Consider the following 16,443-nt stretch of genomic DNA (forward strand, 5'->3'; position numbering starts at 1 on the left):
AGACGTGGAGTCGTTCGGTGACCACGATAGAAACAGTCGCACGTGTCGGAAAGCAGAGCCAGTGTGACGTATGCTGAGATTAAACCTGAGTACCGCCAGTCGTCAGCTCCGAACTGAGAGCTACAGTCGCTGTAGCTGAACCTCACCGTGGCATCTCGGTCCTGCGGTCACCGGCGTCAGCACGTCGAGAGGCGTCTTCCAGTAGTTCCGAGGCGTCCTCGTTGAGAACCTCATCGAGGAACAATCCACTCCCGTCATCAACTACGCTGTTAACCAACAGTACCAACACTTGTGAATGATATGCCGGTTGAGACAGTTCTGCTGGAAGGAAGCAGTATGGGCACGCTTGGACTCGAACCAAGGGCTTTCCAGCGTCTCCGGCGATGACGCAAATCAACAGAAGAATCCCGAAGGATTCCCCGACCGTCGTCACCGTTGATGCTGGCTGTTCTTCCAGACTGAACTACGTACCCATAGTGGGATAGTATGGATACTAATAGTATAGTTCCCCCGTATCATCTTCGTGTTATGGGAACGTGGTGGGTCGGCGAATATGCGACCGAAGAGGCATCGCAGAACCACCCTCGGAGCCTTTTATAGAGCCGAGTTTGGATCGCCTGTCAGAGCGGACGTGTGTATATACCGTGTCAAACGATCCCGCAGATTCCGCGTAATCGAGTCCAGTAGGGAGGAACTCAAGACGAAACGGACTGTGCGATGCTCTCTCCGACGAGCAACTTATACACTCCGAGCAATCCGTAGACGGAGAAGAGGACGCCGATCACGAATGCGAAGTCCCCGGACTCGAAGGATAAATTGTACAACCCCAATCCGAGGAATATCGTGGCGGAGATGCCCTGTGCGAGGCGTGTTCCTCTAAACTCGGTCAGTTTGTCCACGATTGGTGTCATATACTGGGTTACGAGGTTCAAAGTATCGATACTTCCCCTAATCGAGCCGATTCGTACCTAATTGCTGTATTCTCTGAGCTGAGCGATTTCTGCCTGTTGTGAGAGTACTTCTCTCATCCTTGTAGTAACGAGATACTGGTTACCCACATTTTCATCACAGCGGTAACCATACAAGTACGATGTGAGCCTCACAGAGAGGCAGACGAGCGACGCTATTCGTATCCTCCACGTCGACGATAATATTGACTTTGCCGAGATGGCTACAGCGTTTATCGAACGTGAGGACGACCGATTTGAGACCGAGACCGCAAGCAGTGCAAGCGACGGTCTGACTCGCCTTGCTGACTCAGCGCTCGACTGCGTCATCTCGGATTACGATATGCCCCGTCAAAACGGGCTTGAGTTCCTCCGAACGGTTCGAGAGGAGTATCCTGAGCTTCCGTTCATTTTACATACGGGCAAGGGGTCTGATACTGTTGGCTATAACTACGTGAAGATTTTCGGCACCCCGGGGTGCCGAAATCCTTCACGCGACTATAGCCGACAGTATGAGGAAGCCGCCAGCGACGCTATTTCGGCTGGTGCGACTGATTATATTCAGAAGGAGAGTGGCACAGACCACTTTAGCGTCCTTGCCAAGCGTGTCAAGACGGCTGTTGAACGGACACGTGCAGAGCGACAACGCCAGCAACTAGCCGAAGCGATTGAAACGGCCCGTGAAGGAATCGGCATTATTGGCTCGGATGGCCACCATACGGCTGTCAACCGAGCATACGCTGATGCCTACGGCAGCCGCCCTTCGGAACTGGTCGGAATTATACCCGGAGAACGAGGCTGAGTATATGCGTAGCGAGGTTCTGCCGACTGTTGACGAGGTCGGGTACTGGCGTGGGCGGACGACTGGTCTCCGTGCTGGTGGAGAGACGTTCGTTCAGGACTGTGTCGTGTCCGCAACCGAACAGAGGACAACGATCTGTGCCGTTCAAGACGTTTCTGCCGAGGCCGAGGAGGACGAACAACTGAACCGTTATCAGGCACTTATCGAGGTGCTGAAAGACCCCGTATACGTCCTCGACGAGGGGGGTCAGTTCGATTTCGTTAATAACGCATTTGTTGAGAAGTTCGGATTCCAGAGGGAGGAGTTGTTAGGAAACAGCGTGTCCACCATTAAAAACGAGCAGGCGGTGGAACAGGGACTGAACAATCTCAGGCAGATTTTGTCATCGGACGGACCCGATAGTACGTATTTTGAGACGGAAATCAAGTCTCAGAGCGGTGAGTCAATCCCGTGTGAAGACCATATGACAGCACTCCCGTATGAAGGAGACGCATTTGACGGTTCTGTCGGAATACTTCGGGACGTTTCCAGACAAAAAGAGCGGGAACGGGAACTGAGGCGACAAAATAGACGGCTTGATGCGTTTGCGAGCGTTGTTAGCCACGACCTCCGAAATCCACTCAACGTTGCGGAAGGGAACGTGGAACTCCTTCGTGAGGAGTGTGATAGCGACCGAATCGACCGTATCGAGCAGTCACTGGTACGGATGTCTGAGTTGATCGATGACCTTCTCCAGTTGTCCCGTGTCGGTAACGACACCGATGGTATGGAGTCAGTCAGTCTCGCTGAGGAATCTAAGAGCTGCTGGCAACGTGTTGAGACCGGCGACGCAACGCTCCAGACGAAAGCCGATCGCACTGTCCGAGCCGACCCGAGTCGGCTTGTACAACTCTTCGAGAACCTGATGCGGAATGCAGTCGAGCATACGAGTCAGGATGTTACAGTCACAGTTGGTGAACTTGAGGATGGATTCTACGTCGAAGACGACGGCTCTGGAATACCTGAGGATAGCCGAGATGACGTGTTTGAGGCAGGGTACACGACTACCGACGAGGGTACTGGATTCGGACTCTCGATCGTGAAGGACGTTGCCGAAGCCCACGGGTGGGAGGTCAGCATCACAGAAGGTTCTGAAGGCGGGGCACGTTTCGGGATAACCAACGTGGATTTTGAAACGTCGTAGCGTCTCTCCTGCGATGTGAGATGTGCGATTCTACCGACTCATACGGATTATTGTAGTCAATTACCGGTCATCGCGACACCGTCTCCGGCGATGACCGGTAATTCGTTACAATAATCCGTATCAGTGGCCTCACCCGGTCTATCACTTTCACCGTGCTTTCCCGAGAGATATAAGTGCAGAATGCTAACCATTAGGTGGAACTTGGAAGCCTGTCACACGTTCCAAGTTCCTCCCCCCTATGTCAGACACGGCGTCCGAACTCGGCGCGTGCCCGTTCTGTGAGGCGGTTATTCCGACAGAAGCTGTGCTACTGGAGTACGAGGTCGACGGCGAAACGCGGATGTTTGCTGAATGCTACGAGTGCGGCGAGCCCGTTCAGCCACAGTAACTGTGGATTTTGAGTCAGTTCAGGCATCTACCGTCGGCGTTCCCGAGCGGTGCGCACTCAACAGGGAGAGGCGTATATCGGGGCAAAGAGCGTTTTGAACGGGCTCTCTCACGTAAATCAAGAGTCGTTCGAATCCATCTTCGAGCGGTCCGAACCGTTACAATATGTTGGCAGTACTGTAATGGTGGGTAGTCGAACTGGACTATCCACCTCCCCACCTGTCCCGCTTTCCCCACCCTCCGTTCGATCCGTCGAGGTTTCTCCGTGGAGTAGTTACGGTCGCTACTGTTCTTGAATCGGGTCGTGCTGGCGTTTGACCACTTCGGCAAATCCGACGTTTTCCCGCACGTCGTCAAGACGAATAGTGACACGCTCTCCAACCTCAGTATCGGGGACAATCACGACGTAGCCTCCGTCGATTTTCGTAATCCCGTCGCCCTTGTCGCCCAAACTCTCGATTTTGACCTCGCGCATCTCACCCTCCGACACGGGCGGGTCGGATTGAGCATCACGACCGCGAGACCGTGAGTCGCCCTCTGTTAGCTCCTCGTTTCGGGTAGTACTCTCCGAAGCGGACTCATCACCTGTAGACGAGATGAGTGCGACTCGGCAGGTCTCTCCAGCTTGAACGCTCCCTTGCTGGATTTCCTGCTTCGGAACTTCGACGGTGTACGTATCGCCCTGCTCAGTCACGCGAGCCGAGTACAGGCACAGCAGGTCATCAGAGATATTCATCTGCCTAATCCAATAGAGAAACGAGCGATGCATAGGCGTTCTGGATACTCCTCGCGTTGCCCACACGGGGTGGGCTGTGTGATACTGTTGGGTATAACTACGTGAAGATTCTCGGTACCCCGGGGTGCCGAAATCCGTCACGCAGTCATAGCCGACAGTATGAACACAACTGAATTAAGTGCTACAAGTGAGTAAATAGGGGTTACAATGCAATTCTGTGACGAGTGCGGGTCTCTGATGAAGAAGGAAGACGGTGTGATGGTGTGTTCGAGTTGCGGTTATGAGGCGGAACAGGCGGGCGACGCCGAGGAGTTTGTCAGTACGACTGAACAGGCTGGTGACGAGCTGATTGAAACTTCTGAGGATGCGAACTTCGAGGGGAAGCCGACTGCGGACGACGTGACGTGTGATGATTGCGGGCACGGTGAAGCGTGGTACACGATCAAGCAGACGGGCTCGGCTGACGAACCTCCTACTCGGTTTTTCAAATGTACCGAGTGCGGGAATCGGTGGCGAGACTACAATTAAAGTATCGTTTATCCGTCCTCGCGTTTGGAAAACCGCGTCGACGGAGCCGGTCCGTTTGACCGTGTACCACGCCTCGCCGTTGCCGCACTCCTCGCCGGTCACGTCGGTCGCGGTGGGCTTGCCCTCGAAGTTCGCGCCCTCCTCGGTTTCGATCACGTCGTCGTCGGTCTGTGACTCCGTGGAGACGAACTCCGCGGCCAGTTCGGCGCGCGCGCCGCAGTCGTCCCATCATTCCCTCGCGGGAGACCATCACCGTCCCGCAATCGTCGCAGAACTGCACACTTCCAACTCCCCGTCGGAGATACAAGTGTTTCTCGGGACTGTCACCCCCCAGTCGGCGGCGTCCGCAGTCGCCGTACCCGCTACTCCTGCGGTTCGACGCCGCCCTCGACCATCGGGCAGTTCCGCACCCGGAACCGTTCGCTGCCGACGACCTCTACGATCTCGGTCCCCTCGTGGGTACACCGCAGTTCGGGCGGCGCCGCCAGATACGGACACGATTGACAGTACTTGTCCTTGGGGACGACGTGCTCCCGGGCCGCCGACCCGTCGTCGCCGACGGACTCCACCTCGGGGGCGGGTCCGACGTCGCCGAGGGAGCCACCTCCGGCGTCGGCATCGACGTCGACGCCGACGCCCACTGACTCCTCGGAGCCGAGCGACGACCACAGGGTCTCCTCGTCGATCTCCCCGACCGACATCCGGTCGAACGGGTCGTCGTCGGGATCCGGCGGCTCCTCGGACAGGTCCGGGTCGAAGTCGGGCGGCTCCGCCGCGTCGTCGGACCGATCCGTGCGCTGGCGGTTGATCCGCTCTGCAAGCTCCGAGAGCGGCGCGTCGTCGTCCCGCGTCTCGTCGTCGTGCGCCGTCGGGCGCGCGGGATCGTCGGTCGCCGACCCGTCGTCGCTCATCGGTCGTCGTCGCCCCCGTCGGTCCCGGCGTCGGTTTCGTCGGTCCCGAGCAGGTCCTCCATGGTCTCCGACCACTCGGAATCGCCGGGCCCGTCACCGTCAGCGGGGTCGCCCGCGGACCCGCCGGCGTCGGGGTCGCTATCGCGCGGCCACGCGTCGGACCCGTCGGCAGTATCGCGGTGCTCGTCGTTACCGCCGGCGGCCGGTCCGCCCGCCGCGTCCCGCTCGCCGGTGTCCGTTGCCGCCGCCTCGCTGCCGACGGGTCCGGTCGACGGCTCCGGTCCGGAGCCGTTCGCCCGCGACCCCGACGGTTCGGTGCGTTCCGAGTTGCCGTCGGACGGCGTCGGCCCCGACTCCAGCGCGGGGCGGTTCCCGACCGTCAGCAGGTTCGATTTGAACCACCCGCCGGCCTCGACGTCCTCGAACGGCGACCCGCAGTGCGGACACGCCGGCTCCCCGAGGAGGCCGATCCGGACCCCGTTCCCGCAGGACTCACACGCCGCCTCCGCGATCCCGCGTCGGTTCGCCGCCTCCCGCAACTCCGCGACACCCTCGCGTTCCTCGATCACGCCTTCGAGCGCCGCCACCCGCCGCCTGAGACCGACGACCGCGTTTGCGACCCTGCGGAGTTTCTCGTCCCGATCCGCCGCGTCGGCTTCGAGCGTCTCCGCCCGTTCGGTGAGGTACTCCAGGATCTCCTCGTAGTTCCCGAACCCCTCGTCGATCCGGCGGTCGATCGCCGGGTGGTCGTGCTCGGCGGGCGCCTTCGCGTCGGCCTCCCGCTTCACTTGGATCACGCGCTCGCGCACGTCAGTGATCTTTTCGTCGAGGTCGCCCTCCAACTCCCCGACCCGCCCGGCGAGTTCCTCGACGCGGGCTTCGAGGTCCTCCATCCCGTCTGCGGCGCGCGGCGCAGCCGGTTGGCCGTCGACGAGGCCCGAAAGGTCGGCGTTCTCCACCCCCTCGGCGTTCTCGTCGAGCAGCCGGTGAGCCGCAAGCAGCCGCCGGACGACCTCGGCCCGGGACCTGTCGGTTGCGGCCGCTCGCTCCGCCACCCAGGCTTCCAGGTCCTCCGGTAGCCCCTCAACCGGTTCTGTCCCCATTCGTTGGATGTAGGTCGGCGGGGCGTTAAAATATTGCCGGGAGTCCGAGCCCGACCCGTAGCCGGACCTTACTCCAGGTACTCCGGGTCCCCGCCGGCGTCGCTTCCCTCGTCGGCCCGTCGGTTCACGTCGACCTGGTAGTGTTTGAGGATGTCGCGACCGAGCAACAGCGGATAGTCCATGTGCGATCGGTCCCCGACGCTCGCGGTGACGGTGTGTTGGGTCCCGCCGATCCCGATGACCAGATCCACCACCGGGCGGGCGTCCCCGGACTTCCTGGAGCCGGACTTCACCCGGGTCATACTCTTGATCGGCCCCGCGCCGACCTCGGCCGCGAGCGACGTGTCGATACTGGTCCGCGTCGCGCCGGTGTCGGACTTGGCTGCGGCCTGCGTCGACCCGCTCGTCCCCGAGACGACCACCTCCTCGATGTAGCCGATCGTCGGCCGCTCGCCGGTGGTGCCCGTCTCGATCCGGGGCATTCCAGCCGGCCGGGAGTCGTCGAGGGTGCTGGACAGTTCGGCCACGCGGTCGTCGTCGACCTCGCCGCCGGCTCTCTCGACTGCGAGCTTTGCGATGTACGGCGCCGGGCTCCGGCCGGTCGCGCGGTGGAGGCCGCGGAACCCCGCGGTCGGGTTCGTCTCCAGGACGAACCACCCGTCGGTTCCCTCGATCAGGTCGACGCCGACGTAGTCCAACCCGACCACGTCGGCGGCGTAGAGGGCGGTTTCCTTGGCGGCCGTCGGCATCCCGTCGGTGGCGTCTCTGACCTCCCCGCCAAGGGAGACGTTGGTCCGCCAATCGCCTTCGGGGGCGTAGCGGTACATCGCGCCGACGACTTCCCCGCCGACGACGTACACGCGGAGGTCGCGGTGTTTCTCGTCGTCGCGCTCGACGAGCGACTGGAGGAACGCCTGCCGGTTGCCGACCTGCGGGTTCACCGGCTCGGTGAGATCCACCTTCCAGGTCCCGCCGCCGTGGGTCCCGATCGCGGATTTGTACACCCCGACCTCGCCGAACCGGTCGCGGCCGCTGTTCAGCCGGTCGTTGGACAGCGCCAGCAGGGCGTCCGGCACCGCGATGTTCCAGTTCGCGAGCGTCGCCGCCGTCGCGAACTTGTGCGTCGCGGCGAGTACCGCCCCGGGCTCGTTCAGCATCGGCCGGATGCGCTCGAACGTCGCCGCCAGTCCCAGCAGCTCCGCGGGCTCCTCGGAGTTCGACAGCAGCAGCCGGTTCGCGACCACGTCGACCTCCGGCTCGATGGTGACGTCGCCGTCCTCGATCGAGACGGCGGTGTTCTCCCGGCGCAGCCAGATCCCTTCGTGACCGAGGGCGTCGACCGCGTTGAGGATGGCTTTGGTCTCCTTACTGTTGTGCAGCGAGAGAACTCCCACACGGACCGAATCGCCGTCGGCAGACATATCCGACGGGTCTCGCCGCGCCGTCAAAGAGGTGCCGATACGGCCACCAGGACGGCTGTCGGCCGACCAACTCCGGATCGTCACCGTTTATCCCGTCAGGGGAGTTTGTGGCGGGTATGCAAAGCGACGCGGCGTTCGAGTACGACGGCGGCCGGGTCGACCCCGGCACCCGTCGGAACCTCCGCTATGCGATCAGCGAGACCTACCTCGGCGACCCGATCCGGATTCCGGTCACGGTCGTCAACGGCGACCGCGAGGGGCCGACGGTGTTCCTCTCGGCGGCGTCCCACGGCGACGAGCTCAACGGGATCGAGGTGGTCCGGGAGGTGGCCCACGAGTGGGACCTCTCGGATCTGGCGGGCACGCTCGTGTGTCTGCCGGTACTGAACGTTCCCGGCTTCCTGGCCCAACAGCGGTACCTCCCGATCTACGACCGCGACCTCAACCGGTCGTTCCCCGGTCGGGAGGGGTCGACCAGCGCAAAGCGGATGGCCGCCCGGATCTTCGACAACTTCATCCAGCCCTGTGACTTCGGCGTCGACTTCCACACCTCGACCCGAGGGCGGACGAATATGCTCCACGTCCGCGCGGACATGTCCGACGACGCGGTCGCGCGGCTGGCCCAGGCGTTCGGCTCAAACGTCATCATCGACGGGGAGGGCGGGGACGGCCTGCTCCGGACCGAGGCGACCCGCGCGGGCGTCCCGACCGTGACCGTCGAGATGGGCGAGGCCCACCGGTTCCAGCGGGATCTCATCGATGACGCCCTGGCGGGCGTCGAGAGCGTCTTCGCGGAGTACGGACTCCGGGAGACGCCCGTGGTCCGGTGGCCGGGGTGGCGGACGGTCATCCGGGACACCGACGAGCGGACCTGGATCCGTGCGGACGTCGGCGGGATCGTGGATATGCACCACGAGTCGGGATCGCTCGTCCACGCCGGCGATCGGATCTGTACGCTCACTGACCCGTTCAAAAGCGACAGCGCCGCGGTCGAGGCCCCGTTCACCGGCCTGCTCGTCGGCGTCCTCGAGAACCCGGTCGTCTACCCCGGGAACCCGCTGTGTCACCTCGTCGAACTCGACGACGAGGTCCGGCGGGTCGTCGAGCGCGAACAGGCCGCCGACACCGCGGCGTGAGTCGCGAGGTCACGACGCCGACGCCCCCGGTCGCAACTCCTACACGTAAGGTCTATACTGGTTGCGTCCTGACCATCATCGGAGTATGAGTCAGTCTTACGACCGGGGCCTCGTCGAGGACTTCGGCCGCTGGCGGGAGTTCAAGGCGGGAATGTGGGCCTGGATCTTCCACAAGTTCACCGGCTGGGTGCTGGTGGGGTATCTGTTCACCCACATCGCCGTCCTCTCGACGGCGCTGCAGAGCCCCGAGGCCTACACGACGACGATCCAGTCGCTCGAGAGCCTCCTCGTCGTGCGTCTGCTGGAAGTCGGCCTGCTGGCCGTGGCGGTGTTTCACATCCTCAACGGCCTCCGGCTCCTGTTCGTCGACCTCGGCCTCGGGCTGGAGTCGCAGGACAAGAGCTTCTACGCGTCGCTCGTCCTGACCGGGGCGATCGTCGTCGCGAGCGTGCCGACGTTCCTCGCGGGGGTGTTCGGCTGATGGCCGAACGCTACTCGTCCTTCGAGCGCGGCGGCCGCCGGTGGCTGTGGCAGCGCATCACCGCCGCGTTCCTCGTGGCCGTGCTCGCCTTCCACTTCTTCCTGCTGCACTTCGTGAACCACGCCGACGAGGTGACGTTCGCGATGTCGCAGGGGCGGATGCAGGAGCTCACCTACTTTTCGCTCATGATCCTTTTCCTCCTGACCGCGACGTTCCACGGCGTCAACGGCGTCTACAACGCCCTCGTGAACCAAGGCATCTCCGGCACGCAGAAAACCGCCGTGAAGGCGGTCCTCGGCGTCGCCAGCGCCGTCCTGATCGTTCAGGGCGTCCGAACCGCGCTCAAGTGGGCCGGGGGCGTCCCGATCTGATCGGACACCAACCACTATGAGCACCCAACTCCCAGAGCAGACCGAGGAGGAATCGACCGAAACCGACGCGGGGGCGACGGCCGCACCCCAGGAGCGCCGGCTGGCGGAGAAACGCGACCGCGCCGCGGAGGCCGACCGGCAACGGCAGGCCGAGGAGGCCGAGAAGGCGTTCGACGCCGACGACACCTACCACCTGAAGGTGTTCCGATACGACCCCGAGATCGAGGGCAAGAAGGAGCCCCGGTTCGACGACTTCCACGTCCCCTTCGAGAAGGGGATGACCGTCCTCGACGCCCTGATGTTCGCCCGCGACACCTACGACTCCAGTCTCACCTTCCGGCACTCCTGCCGGCAGGCGGTCTGTGGGTCGGACGCGATGTTCGTCAACGGGCAACAGCGGCTCTGCTGTAAGACCCAACTCTCGGATCTCGAGGAACCGGTCCGGATCGAACCGCTCCCCCACGCCGAGGTCGTCAAGGACCTCGTGGTGGATATGGAGCACTTCTACGACCAGATGGAGGCGATCGAGCCGTACTTCCAGACCGACGACCTCCCCGACGGCGAACTCGAAGAGCAGCGCCAGACGCGGGAGAACCGCGAGAAGGTGAAGATGTCGACGCGGTGCATCTGGTGTGGCGCGTGTATGTCGTCGTGCAACATCGCCGCCGGCGACAACGAGTACCTCGGTCCTGCCGCGATCAACAAGGCCTACCGCTTTACGATGGACGAACGCGAGGGCGAGGAGATGAAACAACAGCGACTGAAGATCCTCGAACAGGAACACGGCGTCTGGCGGTGTCAGACCCAGTTCTCGTGTACGGAGGTCTGCCCGAAGGACATCCCGCTGACCGAGCACATCCAGGAGATCAAACGCGAGGCCGTGAAGAACAACCTGAAGTTCTGGTAAGAAGAATTGGGTATAACCTGAGTACTTTTATATAGGAATTCGTCTGTTAGAGTCCCCACGGTGCCATCGGCACACGAGAAGACGGGACCGACGGTGTCGTTAACCAACAGACGCATCCTCGACTGGCAGTGTGTTGGTTAACAAGTAGAGCAGTTGATGGGGCTAACCGTCACGGTGGGGAATTTAAATCGTGTCAGAACAATATGATGAGTAATGTCTGATGATGAGTCAGGTCTTGATACGTCGCGTGCGACAATAACGGTCTACGCTCCTGTATACCAGCGTGATAAATGGGATGAAGAAGCCGAAGAACTGGGACTGAGTCGTAGCGAATATCTCAAGATGATGATTCAGGCAGGGAGAAAGCACTTCGACCCTGATAACGGTCAAAAAAAACTTACTTCAATTGGTGGGGCAGAGACTCCGATACCAGATAGCGACCACCCGTCTAATAAATTCTCTGAGGATATTTGCTTGGAGAGCCAAATTCTGGAAGCCATTTCAAGGGGAGACTACCTGACGTGGAACGAGATCGTTGATACCGTGGTTGACGATATCGAGAGGTACATTGACAAAGAATTAGACGACCTTCGAGATTCTAACCAGATCAGATATGATGGACAGAGGGGAGGGTTTACTGATATACCCCAAGCAAATGAGTGACAGTACAGATACCCCTTGGAGAGTACTGCGTCGTAAGCGCATAGAGAAAGATGATAATAAGTGCATCAACTGCGGTTCTAATAGCCTATTGGAGGTCCATCACATTGTACCGAGATCGGAGGGTGGTGAAGATAAATTGTCAAATTTGCGAACTTTCTGTTATGAATGCCACGCTAATGCACACGATAGTGTCAATCTGACTTCAGAACACAAAACACCTTCCGAGGGAAGTTGGATTCCGAGTCTCAATACGCTAAGATTACTGCTCAAACAAACAAAAAACCCTCTTGAGAGATTAACGATCCTCCTGCTATCGAAGACAGGTATGGGGGTTCAGGAGGTCGTGAACTTGAATATAAATGATGTTTACTTGGGGCCGAGTAGCCCTGGCACTACATCTACCATTCCACCCAAATCTCAGCCGTATCTGTATGTAGAACAAAATGAGAGCGGCCCAGGGAGCGGACACTCGAAAAGGCTGTGTGATACTAGGATCCCGATGGACCGTGAGGTGGAGGCAGATCTAAAACGATATTTAGCGATCAGGCCAGACTCACCCCACGATCAATTGCTACTGTCGATAAGCTACTGGGGTCAGAGAATAACCGCTGATTCGATTCACCATATCGTAGAGAGAAACGCGCGTAAGATTGGGTTGCACGAGGAGGGGAGAGAGGTGGGTAGGAACCTATTGCCTGAACGTTTAATGCAGTGCTTCAAATATCGCTTCGGCGGCCAGCCTGCGACAAAGCAGTATCTCACTGGGAGGAAGGAGAAGTTGCCCTACCCGTGGCCAGTCTTGGTGACTGATTACAGAGAGGGTATATACGACTTGGTCAGCAGCAAATAGGAATGCAGACTCATTAGACTAGACAATTAGTCAATCTGAGAGGGTGATAGTTAGTATTTATTGACTGATCTTGATGACGCAGCGCCTCCATTTCACGGTGAAAATCTTATCAGTTGTCACGTCGTGCAAGATTATATGCGTTCGTCAGGAGAAGCAATAGAACGCTTGAAAAACGGCTATACAAGGGCGTTCGCTTGGTTGGTCAGGACGCCCATCGAAGAACGTGGATCAGTCGAACTTACCAGCGGCGAGGAGATGGGGGTATACTGGTTCTCTGATGAGTCAGCGAAACTTGGTCAGAATGTTCCGTTCGCCGACACCATCATTCTGAATCGTCAGATGTTCGAACGGCTTCCCCCTGAATCGAAAGAGGTAGTTATCGAACACGAACGAAGTCACCAGCAACGAGACCCCCTCATCCGTGGCCCGTGGTTGGGGCTTGTGCCTTCAGGTTTCGCAGTTGGTCCTGTGTCGCTGTTCTACGCAGGACTTGGAGCTGCCCTCGGTGCTCAAACGTCGGCTGTGGCCGAGGCTGCGTACTTCGGAGCTACGTTAACCTTCGTCGCGTGGGTGCTGAATCGAGGGGAGGAGACCGTCGCTGACTTGGATACGCTACACGCTGTCGGCGAGGAGCGATTCATCCACGGATACGAAGCTATCAAGTCAGACAGCGAGGGCGGAATCATCGACTCCATCCTACGGCGACTATTCTACAACAGTCCCGAATCCACGAGGAAGCTATATCACCGTCTCCAGACGTTCGGCCTCTACACTGACTAAGTCTGAAGAAAGCGGGGAGGGTACTATTCGCCGTCCTCGGCGGGCGGAAGGCGAAACCCATCTCTCCAACACGGCAGGCCCCCGCGGTCACGATTAGTCAAAAAGGGCACTTTTGAGACCACGGTGAGGGGATCACCGTCTCCGCCGAGAGTTAGCCATTTCACGGGGTGTCACGGCGGGCAGGTATCGCTCGGAGATGTAGCCCTGGAACGCAGCGGCCCGCCAAGCGGTGTATGGGTGCGCCAAGACCCACACAGAATTGTTCGAGCATATCAGCAGTTAACACAAGTAACGAGGGCCTCTGAAGGGGAGATAAACTCATCCATACAGTACACAGGATACCACCCGTGTAACAGCCATTTCTCTTACTTTTGTATCGGAGTATAGTTTATACGACCGATAGAAACCCTCTGGGTCACGTATTTGAATATAAGAAATATGTAACATCTGGCGAGACACAACGGCTTTACGTGTGCCCGCGCAGGAATTGAGTGCGGTCGGAGCGCGTGAGTAGGTTTCTGGCCCGCTGAGGGGGCCAAAGCTACCAATATCGGTAGCCCCGCCTCTCGCTCTCGACCAGAGGTGATCAGAGTGAATGAGGAAATACGGGAGGCCGTCCGCGAACGGGAACGAGGGCAGTGTGCCAACTGTCGTGCCTCGGGTTCCGACGTGACGCTCGATGTGCATCACATCGTGCCCCGCGGCCGAGGAGGATCCGATAGGATGTCCAACCTAATCCTCCTCTGTCGCCGGTGCCACAATGCTGCACACGAGCAAGCGACGGCTCCCACAGTCGACTTCAGAAGCACAGGTAATATGAGTACCGCATCTTTCGATGCTTATCTTGAGTTCTTCCAAGAGCTCCCCACCGCCCGCTTCGACAGCGACGAGGAGGTTTGGAAGGTGCCGAAGGCCGACTTCGAGGAGGGGGTCGTCCGCGAGATTAGCGAGCCCGCGGAGTCAGCAGCCGTCACCGATGGAGGTGAACGATGACACAGCAGACGCTCGGCGAATTCAACTCGACCATTGGTTGCCCGAGTTGCAGCCGCGAGTTCGAGACCAAGAAGGCGATGCGGGTTCACCACGCGCAGGTCCACGGTAAATCGCTCACGCAGCGCGACGATCGCTATCGCTGCTCCGTGTGTGGCCGTGAAGTGAACACTGAGCGCGGTCTTATGAACCATCTCGCAAAGATCCATCCCGACACTTGGGACGATCTCCAAGACGACGGAGTCGTGCTGGAGTTAGCTAACGGAGAGTAGCAGCGAGCGGGTCAGACCGCCACTATCTATCGGAGTATGCGTGAACGACCGGAACACACATTTGGGTACGGTCGTAACGCGTTCGTAGATAGACCGCAGCACGCGAGAACCGCACAGCAAACACCGAACTACACACATTATGCACGAACACGACGTCATCGTGGTGGGCGCCGGGGGCGCGGGCCTCCGTGCGGCCATCGCAGCACAGGAAGAGGGCGCCGACGTGGCCATCGTCTCGAAGCTCCACCCGGTCCGAAGCCACACCGGCGCCGCCGAGGGGGGTATCAACGCCGCGCTCCGCGAGGGCGACTCCTGGGAGGATCACGCCTACGACACGATGAAGGGGTCGGACTACCTCGGCGACGCCCCCGCCATCGAGACGCTGGCGCAGGACAGCCCCGAGGAGGTCATCCAACTCGAACACTGGGGGATGGCTTTTTCCCGCGACGACGACGGCCGGGTCAGCCAGCGGCCGTTCGGCGGGCTGTCGTTCCCGCGAACGACCTACGCCGGCGCGGAGACCGGCCACCAACTGCTCCATACGATGTACGAGCAGCTGGTCAAACGCGGGATCGAGGTCTACGACGAGTGGTACGTCCTCGATCTGGCGGTGAGCGACGAACCCGCCCCCGAGGACCGGCGCTGCCACGGCGTCGCCGCCTACGACATCCAGTCGGGCACCGTCGAGGGGTTCCGCGCCCGCGACGGCGTCGTCCTTGCGACCGGCGGCCCGGGGCAGGTGTACGACCACACCACTAACGCCGTGGCGAACACCGGCGACGGCGTCGCGATGGCGTACCGCGCCGGGGTCCCAATGGAGGATATGGAGTTCATCCAGTTCCACCCCACCACGCTCCCCTCCACGGGCGTCCTGATCACCGAGGGCGTCCGCGGGGAGGGCGGAATCCTCTACAACTCGGAGGGCGAGCGGTTCATGTTCGAACACGGGTACGCCAACAACGACGGCGAACTCGCCTCCCGCGACGTGGTCTCGCGCGCCGAACTCACCGAGGTCAACGAGGGTCGCGGCATCGAGGACGAGTACGTCCACCTGGATATGCGCCACCTCGGCGAGGAGCGGATCGTCGACCGCCTCGAGAACATCATCCACCTCTCGGAGGACTTCGAGGGCGTCAACCCCTTAGAGGAGCCGATGCCGGTCAAGCCCGGCCAACACTACGCGATGGGCGGGATCGAGACCGACGAGAACGGCGAGACCGCGATCGATGGGCTCTACGCCGCCGGCGAGTGTGCGTGTGCGTCGGTCCACGGCTCGAACCGCCTCGGCGGCAACGCCCTGCCGGAGCTCATCGTTTTCGGCGCCCGTGCGGGCTCCCACGCTGCGGGTGGCGACCTTGCGGAGGCGGAGATCCCCACCGGCCGGACCGGCGAGTGGGAACCCGGCGACGTCGACACCCCGGTCGAACCGGGCGATCCGAGCGTCGGGAGCGGGGAAGCGGTCGCCGACGGCGGGGCCGCGGAGGTCGCCCCCGCAACCGTCGTCGACCGGACGACCGAACGCGCCAGAGCCCGCGTGGAGTCGCTGTTGCACAACGACGACGGCCGGAACCACTCGGAGATCCGGGCGTCGATCCAGCGGACGATGACGGACAACGTCAACGTCTTCCGGGAGGAAGGCCGCCTCAAGCAGGCCTTAGAGGACATCCGCGAGGCGCGCGAGGCCTACGAGGACGTCGGCGTCGCCGACCAGTCCCGGACGTTCAACACCGATCTCATCCACACCATCGAGACCCGAAACGTGATCGACCTCGCGGAGGCGATCACCCTCGGCGCGCTGGCCCGCGAGGAGTTCCGCGGCGCCCACTGGCGACAGGGCTACCAGGAGCGCGACGACGAGAACTGGCTGAAGCACACGATGCTGTCGTGGAACGGCGGCCAGCCCGAGATCTGGTACCGGCCGGTGTTGCTCGAAGGCGAAAACAAGCGTTACGAGCCGAAAATCCGGAGCTACTGA

General features: G+C 60.7%; 19 protein-coding genes, 1 tRNA gene and 3 pseudogenes. 16 read left to right on the plus strand and 7 right to left on the minus strand.

All coding sequences use genetic code 11. The features are described 5' to 3' along the window. Positions 1-337: 337 nt before the first annotated feature. Together H5V44_RS02665 and H5V44_RS02670 are read right to left on the minus strand one after the other, a co-directional pair. A tRNA-OTHER gene (locus H5V44_RS02665) sits at positions 338-473 on the minus strand. A gap of 222 nt (positions 474-695) precedes the next feature. Further along, positions 696-911, minus strand: a complete 216-nt coding sequence (locus H5V44_RS02670; protein ID WP_185191581.1) for a hypothetical protein — start codon at positions 909-911, stop codon at positions 696-698. 181 nt (positions 912-1,092) lie between these two features. On the opposite strand from H5V44_RS02670, the gene H5V44_RS17365 reads away from it, so the two are divergent. The 3 genes from H5V44_RS17365 to H5V44_RS18255 all read left to right on the plus strand — a co-directional run bounded on the left by H5V44_RS17365 (position 1,093) and on the right by H5V44_RS18255 (position 3,320). Then, complete coding sequence (locus H5V44_RS17365) at positions 1,093-1,749, plus strand: response regulator (RefSeq protein WP_343067671.1); 657 nt, start codon at positions 1,093-1,095, stop codon at positions 1,747-1,749. Between the two features lie 4 nt (positions 1,750-1,753). Then, positions 1,754-2,932 carry a two-component system sensor histidine kinase NtrB gene (locus H5V44_RS02675; protein ID WP_246403641.1) on the plus strand — a complete coding sequence of 393 codons (1,179 nt, stop codon included), beginning with the start codon at positions 1,754-1,756 and terminating at the stop codon, positions 2,930-2,932. Between the two features lie 238 nt (positions 2,933-3,170). Beyond that, on the plus strand, positions 3,171-3,320 hold the full coding sequence (locus H5V44_RS18255; RefSeq protein WP_449271810.1) for a DUF7837 family putative zinc-binding protein: 150 nt from the start codon (positions 3,171-3,173) through the stop codon (positions 3,318-3,320). Between the two features lie 282 nt (positions 3,321-3,602). Here the strand turns inward: H5V44_RS18255 and H5V44_RS02680 are convergent, their stop codons facing one another. Further along, entirely contained in the window at positions 3,603-4,055 is a 453-nt protein-coding gene (locus H5V44_RS02680) for a TRAM domain-containing protein (RefSeq protein WP_185191582.1), read from the minus strand. A 207-nt stretch (positions 4,056-4,262) separates the two neighbouring features. Here H5V44_RS02680 and H5V44_RS02685 point away from each other — a divergent pair, with 207 nt between their 5' ends. Further along, on the plus strand, positions 4,263-4,583 hold the full coding sequence (locus H5V44_RS02685) for a transcription factor S (protein ID WP_185192010.1): 321 nt from the start codon (positions 4,263-4,265) through the stop codon (positions 4,581-4,583). A 36-nt stretch (positions 4,584-4,619) separates the two neighbouring features. On the opposite strand, the pseudogene H5V44_RS17370 reads toward H5V44_RS02685, so the two are convergent. From H5V44_RS17370 to H5V44_RS02705, 4 genes and pseudogenes are all read right to left on the minus strand, one after another. Beyond that, a pseudogene (locus H5V44_RS17370) lies at positions 4,620-4,863 on the minus strand (transcription factor S); the annotation flags it as partial. Positions 4,864-4,945: 82 nt separating this feature from the next. Then, positions 4,946-5,494, minus strand: a complete 549-nt coding sequence (locus H5V44_RS02695) for a hypothetical protein (RefSeq protein ID WP_185191583.1) — start codon at positions 5,492-5,494, stop codon at positions 4,946-4,948. Next, positions 5,491-6,597, minus strand: a complete 1,107-nt coding sequence (locus tag H5V44_RS02700) for a hypothetical protein (RefSeq protein ID WP_185191584.1) — start codon at positions 6,595-6,597, stop codon at positions 5,491-5,493. Before H5V44_RS02700 ends, H5V44_RS02695 begins: the two co-directional genes overlap by 4 nt. 68 nt (positions 6,598-6,665) lie before the next feature. Further along, positions 6,666-8,018: a putative ATP-dependent zinc protease gene (locus H5V44_RS02705; RefSeq protein WP_185191585.1), complete on the minus strand. Its 1,353-nt coding sequence runs from the start codon at positions 8,016-8,018 to the stop codon at positions 6,666-6,668. Positions 8,019-8,134: 116 nt separating this feature from the next. Between H5V44_RS02705 and H5V44_RS02710 the strand changes: the two genes are divergently transcribed. The 12 genes and pseudogenes from H5V44_RS02710 to H5V44_RS02755 all read left to right on the plus strand — a co-directional run bounded on the left by H5V44_RS02710 (position 8,135) and on the right by H5V44_RS02755 (position 16,443). After that, a complete protein-coding gene (locus H5V44_RS02710; protein WP_185191586.1) occupies positions 8,135-9,154 on the plus strand; it encodes a succinylglutamate desuccinylase/aspartoacylase family protein in 1,020 nt (339 codons plus the stop codon). Between the two features lie 85 nt (positions 9,155-9,239). Beyond that, a complete protein-coding gene (sdhC, locus tag H5V44_RS02715) occupies positions 9,240-9,635 on the plus strand; it encodes a succinate dehydrogenase, cytochrome b556 subunit (RefSeq protein ID WP_185191587.1) in 396 nt (131 codons plus the stop codon). Beyond that, the gene (locus H5V44_RS02720) at positions 9,635-10,006 is read left to right on the plus strand and encodes a succinate dehydrogenase hydrophobic membrane anchor subunit (protein ID WP_185191588.1); all 372 of its coding nucleotides are present in this window, start codon (positions 9,635-9,637) and stop codon (positions 10,004-10,006) included. The genes sdhC and H5V44_RS02720 overlap by 1 nt, the downstream gene beginning before the upstream one ends. 16 nt (positions 10,007-10,022) lie before the next feature. Then, positions 10,023-10,913, plus strand: a complete 891-nt coding sequence (locus H5V44_RS02725) for a succinate dehydrogenase/fumarate reductase iron-sulfur subunit (RefSeq protein ID WP_185191589.1) — start codon at positions 10,023-10,025, stop codon at positions 10,911-10,913. Between the two features lie 213 nt (positions 10,914-11,126). Continuing rightward, positions 11,127-11,576, plus strand: a complete 450-nt coding sequence (locus H5V44_RS02730; protein ID WP_185191590.1) for a DUF5805 domain-containing protein — start codon at positions 11,127-11,129, stop codon at positions 11,574-11,576. Further along, positions 11,569-11,763, plus strand: a pseudogene (locus H5V44_RS17375) (HNH endonuclease); the annotation flags it as partial. The gene H5V44_RS02730 and the pseudogene H5V44_RS17375, both read left to right, overlap by 8 nt. A 138-nt stretch (positions 11,764-11,901) precedes the next feature. Next, positions 11,902-12,426, plus strand: a complete 525-nt coding sequence (locus tag H5V44_RS17380) for a hypothetical protein (RefSeq protein ID WP_246403775.1) — start codon at positions 11,902-11,904, stop codon at positions 12,424-12,426. Between the two features lie 135 nt (positions 12,427-12,561). Further along, the gene (locus H5V44_RS02740) at positions 12,562-13,206 is read left to right on the plus strand and encodes a hypothetical protein (protein ID WP_185191592.1); all 645 of its coding nucleotides are present in this window, start codon (positions 12,562-12,564) and stop codon (positions 13,204-13,206) included. A gap of 591 nt (positions 13,207-13,797) precedes the next feature. Beyond that, a pseudogene (locus tag H5V44_RS18055) lies at positions 13,798-13,974 on the plus strand (HNH endonuclease); the annotation flags it as partial. Positions 13,975-14,022: 48 nt separating this feature from the next. Beyond that, the gene (locus tag H5V44_RS17385) at positions 14,023-14,199 is read left to right on the plus strand and encodes a hypothetical protein (RefSeq protein ID WP_246403643.1); all 177 of its coding nucleotides are present in this window, start codon (positions 14,023-14,025) and stop codon (positions 14,197-14,199) included. Beyond that, entirely contained in the window at positions 14,196-14,468 is a 273-nt protein-coding gene (locus H5V44_RS02750; protein WP_185191593.1) for a C2H2-type zinc finger protein, read from the plus strand. Before H5V44_RS17385 ends, H5V44_RS02750 begins: the two co-directional genes overlap by 4 nt. Before the next feature lie 139 nt (positions 14,469-14,607). After that, complete coding sequence (locus tag H5V44_RS02755; protein ID WP_185191594.1) at positions 14,608-16,443, plus strand: FAD-binding protein; 1,836 nt, start codon at positions 14,608-14,610, stop codon at positions 16,441-16,443.

The sequence above is a fragment of the Halobellus ruber genome (assembly GCF_014212355.1).
GTDB lineage: Archaea > Halobacteriota > Halobacteria > Halobacteriales > Haloferacaceae > Haloquadratum > Haloquadratum rubrum.

What these genes read in the sequence shown, in the direction of transcription:
- H5V44_RS02670 (WP_185191581.1), bottom strand. Translation starts at nt 911, where the DNA reads ATGACACCAATCGTGGACAAACTGACCGAGTTTAGAGGAACACGCCTC.
- H5V44_RS02675 (WP_246403641.1), top strand. Translation starts at nt 1,754, where the DNA reads ATGCGTAGCGAGGTTCTGCCGACTGTTGACGAGGTCGGGTACTGGCGT.
- H5V44_RS18255 (WP_449271810.1), top strand. Translation starts at nt 3,171, where the DNA reads ATGTCAGACACGGCGTCCGAACTCGGCGCGTGCCCGTTCTGTGAGGCG.
- H5V44_RS02680 (WP_185191582.1), bottom strand. Translation starts at nt 4,055, where the DNA reads ATGAATATCTCTGATGACCTGCTGTGCCTGTACTCGGCTCGCGTGACT.
- H5V44_RS02685 (WP_185192010.1), top strand. Translation starts at nt 4,263, where the DNA reads ATGCAATTCTGTGACGAGTGCGGGTCTCTGATGAAGAAGGAAGACGGT.
- H5V44_RS02695 (WP_185191583.1), bottom strand. Translation starts at nt 5,494, where the DNA reads ATGAGCGACGACGGGTCGGCGACCGACGATCCCGCGCGCCCGACGGCG.
- H5V44_RS02700 (WP_185191584.1), bottom strand. Translation starts at nt 6,597, where the DNA reads ATGGGGACAGAACCGGTTGAGGGGCTACCGGAGGACCTGGAAGCCTGG.
- H5V44_RS02705 (WP_185191585.1), bottom strand. Translation starts at nt 8,018, where the DNA reads ATGTCTGCCGACGGCGATTCGGTCCGTGTGGGAGTTCTCTCGCTGCAC.
- H5V44_RS02710 (WP_185191586.1), top strand. Translation starts at nt 8,135, where the DNA reads ATGCAAAGCGACGCGGCGTTCGAGTACGACGGCGGCCGGGTCGACCCC.
- sdhC (WP_185191587.1), top strand. Translation starts at nt 9,240, where the DNA reads ATGAGTCAGTCTTACGACCGGGGCCTCGTCGAGGACTTCGGCCGCTGG.
- H5V44_RS02720 (WP_185191588.1), top strand. Translation starts at nt 9,635, where the DNA reads ATGGCCGAACGCTACTCGTCCTTCGAGCGCGGCGGCCGCCGGTGGCTG.
- H5V44_RS02725 (WP_185191589.1), top strand. Translation starts at nt 10,023, where the DNA reads ATGAGCACCCAACTCCCAGAGCAGACCGAGGAGGAATCGACCGAAACC.
- H5V44_RS02730 (WP_185191590.1), top strand. Translation starts at nt 11,127, where the DNA reads ATGTCTGATGATGAGTCAGGTCTTGATACGTCGCGTGCGACAATAACG.
- H5V44_RS17380 (WP_246403775.1), top strand. Translation starts at nt 11,902, where the DNA reads ATGGGGGTTCAGGAGGTCGTGAACTTGAATATAAATGATGTTTACTTG.
- H5V44_RS02740 (WP_185191592.1), top strand. Translation starts at nt 12,562, where the DNA reads ATGCGTTCGTCAGGAGAAGCAATAGAACGCTTGAAAAACGGCTATACA.
- H5V44_RS17385 (WP_246403643.1), top strand. Translation starts at nt 14,023, where the DNA reads ATGAGTACCGCATCTTTCGATGCTTATCTTGAGTTCTTCCAAGAGCTC.
- H5V44_RS02750 (WP_185191593.1), top strand. Translation starts at nt 14,196, where the DNA reads ATGACACAGCAGACGCTCGGCGAATTCAACTCGACCATTGGTTGCCCG.
- H5V44_RS02755 (WP_185191594.1), top strand. Translation starts at nt 14,608, where the DNA reads ATGCACGAACACGACGTCATCGTGGTGGGCGCCGGGGGCGCGGGCCTC.